Genomic DNA, 3,075 nt, shown 5'->3' on the forward strand with positions numbered 1-3,075 from the left:
GCCGCGCCCGGGGTCGCGGCCCGATCGACCGCCCGTTCGATCCCCACGGGCCGGCGGATGTACTGCGCCTGGCCCCCGTCGCGATGCGGCGGCACCACCGTGCGGCGCGCGACGTCCTGCGCGACGGCGGTGCCGTGGTCCCGCCGTACCACGTGCAGGCACAGGTCGACGCCGGAGGCGACGCCCGCGGAGGTGAGCACGTCGCCGTCGTCGGTGTACAGGACGTCCGGGTCGAGCCCCACGTGCGGGTAGAGCCGGCGGAACCGATCGCTCTCCAGCCAGTGGGTCGTGGCGGGGCGGCCGTCGAGCAGCCCCGCCGCCGCGAGCACGAACGCGCCCGTGCAGATCGACATGAGCCGGGCCCCCGGCCGGATCCGGGCAACCGCGGCGGCGAGCTCGGGTTCGAGCCGCGGATCCCCGGCGGCCGGGTCCGTGCCGTCCGGCCCGGAGGTGTGCGACGCCGGTACCACCACGGTGTCCGCCGTCTCCAGCACCTCGGGCCCGTGCTCCACCTGGACCAGCACGTCGGAGTCCGACCGCACCAGGCCCGGGCCCCCGGGCGTGCAGGTCACGACCTCGTACAGGGGCCGGTGCTCGGCGTCGCGCGCGATGCCGAAGATCCGGTGCGGGATGCCGAGCTCGAACGGGATGAAGCCGGGCCGGATCAGGACGGCCACGCGGTGCCGGGGCGGGGTGTGCTGGGCCATGTCCCGATCATATGGCCCGAACCTAGCGTTGTGTGTCCCTCCGGCCACTGTTTCCCGGGCTCCCGCCCCAGCATGCTGATCCCGTGACCCAGACAGACGTCCCCGTGCCGGCGGGCCAGAACACCGCGCGGCCACCGCGGCGCACCGAGCCCCGCATCCACCCCGCCTGGTGGGTGGCCCTGGTCAGCTTCGTGACCGTCATGTGCGCCGCGGCGTTCACCGCGGCGCCCGGCCTGTTCGTGGACCCGCTGAATGCGGAGCTCGGCTGGTCGCGCGCCACGATCGGCTTCGCCGTCGGCCTCCAGTCCGTGCTCTATGGGCTGACGGCGCCGTTCGCCGCCTCCCTCATGGACCGGTTCGGCATGCGCCCCGTGGTCACCGTCGCGCTCGTCGTCATCACGGGCGGCGCCCTGTCGACCGTCTGGATGTCCGAGCCCTGGCAGTTCGTGCTCGGCTGGGGCCTCCTGGTCGGGGTGGGCAGCGGCAGCATGGCGCTGGCGTTCACCGCGACGGTGACGGGGCGCTGGTTCGTGGCGCGGCGCGGCCTGGTCAGCGGTGTCCTGACGGCGGCGACGGCGTCGGGCCAGCTCGTGTTCCTGCCGCTGCTCGCGTGGATCGTGGAGAACCAGGGCTGGCGGCCGGCGTCGGTCACCGTGGCCATCGCGTCGCTCGTGGCGGTCCCGCTGGTGCTCTTCCTGCTGCGCGACCACCCCGCGGACATGGGGCTGGCGCCCTACGGCGGCGCCTACGCGCCCAAGCCCGCACCGACGCGGGGCGCGGCCCGCCGCGCCGTCACCGCCCTGTTCGACGCCGCCCGCACCGGTCCGTTCTGGCTGCTGGCCGGGGCGTTCGCGATCTGCGGCGCGACGACGAACGGGCTGGTCCGCACGCACTTCGTGCCCGGGGCGCACGACCACGGCATGCCCATCACGGTGGCCGCGAGCCTGCTCGCCGTGATCGGCGTCGTCGACGTGATCGGCACCATCGGGTCCGGCTGGCTCACCGACCGGTACTCGCCGCGCGTGCTGCTGGGCGTCTACTACACGCTGCGCGGCGTGGCCCTGCTGTTCCTGCCCTCGCTCATGGCCCCGCACGTGGAGATGCCGATGGTGTTCTTCATCGTGTTCTACGGGCTGGACTGGGTGGCGACCGTGCCGCCGACGCTCGCGCTGTGCCGGGAGTTCTACGGCGAGGACGCGCCCATCGTGTTCGGCTGGGTGCTCGCGTCGCACCAGGTCGGTGCGGGTGTGGTCGCGTTCGCAGGTGGCCTGGTGCGCGACATGACCGGCTCGTACGACGCCGTCTGGTACGGCGCGGGAGCGCTGTGCGCGGGCGCGGCGCTCATGTCGCTGGTGATCCGGCGGGTCCGGCAGCCCGCCCCGCCCGTGTCGCCCGCGTAGGTCACCCGCGCCATGGGTCGGACCCACAGGTCACCCGAGTGACCTGTGGGTCAGACACGTCGCGGGAATCACAGGTCGCCCTGCGGACGGGCGGGGCGCCGGCCGCGGGGCGGTCGTATTCTCCCGACCATGAGCACCACCCCTGAGCATCCCGTCGCGCAGCACACCGGGCTCGCCCCCGCCACCCTCGTCGTCGCCGTCGGGCGCCCGGCGCACGAGCAGGGCGGGCACATCAACCCGTCCGTGCCGCTGAACTCGACGTACGTGTCGCGCGGCGTGGTCACCTCCGGCGAGCTCTCCTACGCCCGGGGCGACAACGACGCCTGGCACCCGTTCGAGTCGGCGCTGGCAACCCTGGAGGCGGGCACGGGGGAGCCGGGCGAGGCGCTCGTGTTCTCCTCCGGCATGGCCGCGATCGCCGCGGTCTTCTCCCTGGTGCCCGACGGCGGCACGCTCGTGCTGCCGCGGCACGCCTATCAGGCGGGCATGGTGCTGGCGCGCCAGATCTCGGAGCGGCACGGCGTGACGCTGCGGTACGTGGACATCGCGGACACCGACGCCGTGGTCGCCGCGCTGGAGGGCGCCGACCTGTTCCTGGCCGAGTCGCCCACCAACCCGATGCTGGAGGTCGCCGACCTGCCCGCCGTGCTCGCCGCCGCGCGCGCCGCCGGGGTGCGCTCGGTGGTGGACAACACGTTCGCGACCCCGCTGGGCCAGAACCCGCTGGAGCACGGCGCCGACATCGTGCTGCACTCCGTCACCAAGTACCTCGCGGGCCACTCCGACGTCGTGCTCGGGGCCCTCGTCACGCGGGACGCCGAGCTGGCCGCCACCCTGCGCGAGCACCGCACGCTGCACGGCGCCATCGCCGGTCCGTTCGAGGTGTGGCTCGCCCTGCGCGGCCTGCGCACCCTCGCGCTGCGGTTCGAGCGCGCCCAGGCCACGGCCGCCGAGCTGGCCCGCCGGCT

General features: G+C 74.5%; 3 protein-coding genes. 2 read left to right on the top strand and 1 reads right to left on the bottom strand.

The window, feature by feature from the left end:
• On the bottom strand, nt 1-707 hold a 707-nt coding region (locus PROKR_RS25770; protein ID WP_051433374.1), incomplete at its 3' end, for a GlxA family transcriptional regulator.
• 83 nt (nt 708-790) lie between these two features.
• On the opposite strand from PROKR_RS25770, the gene PROKR_RS25775 reads away from it, so the two are divergent.
• Nucleotides 791-2,107, top strand: a complete 1,317-nt coding sequence (locus PROKR_RS25775; protein ID WP_036969403.1) for an MFS transporter — start codon at nt 791-793, stop codon at nt 2,105-2,107.
• 129 nt (nt 2,108-2,236) lie between these two features.
• Nucleotides 2,237-3,075 (top strand): trans-sulfuration enzyme family protein (locus PROKR_RS25780; RefSeq protein ID WP_036969449.1); only part of this gene is annotated, 839 nt, incomplete at its 3' end.

This window comes from Promicromonospora kroppenstedtii DSM 19349 (assembly GCF_000515355.1).
GTDB classification, from domain to species: domain Bacteria; phylum Actinomycetota; class Actinomycetes; order Actinomycetales; family Cellulomonadaceae; genus Promicromonospora; species Promicromonospora kroppenstedtii.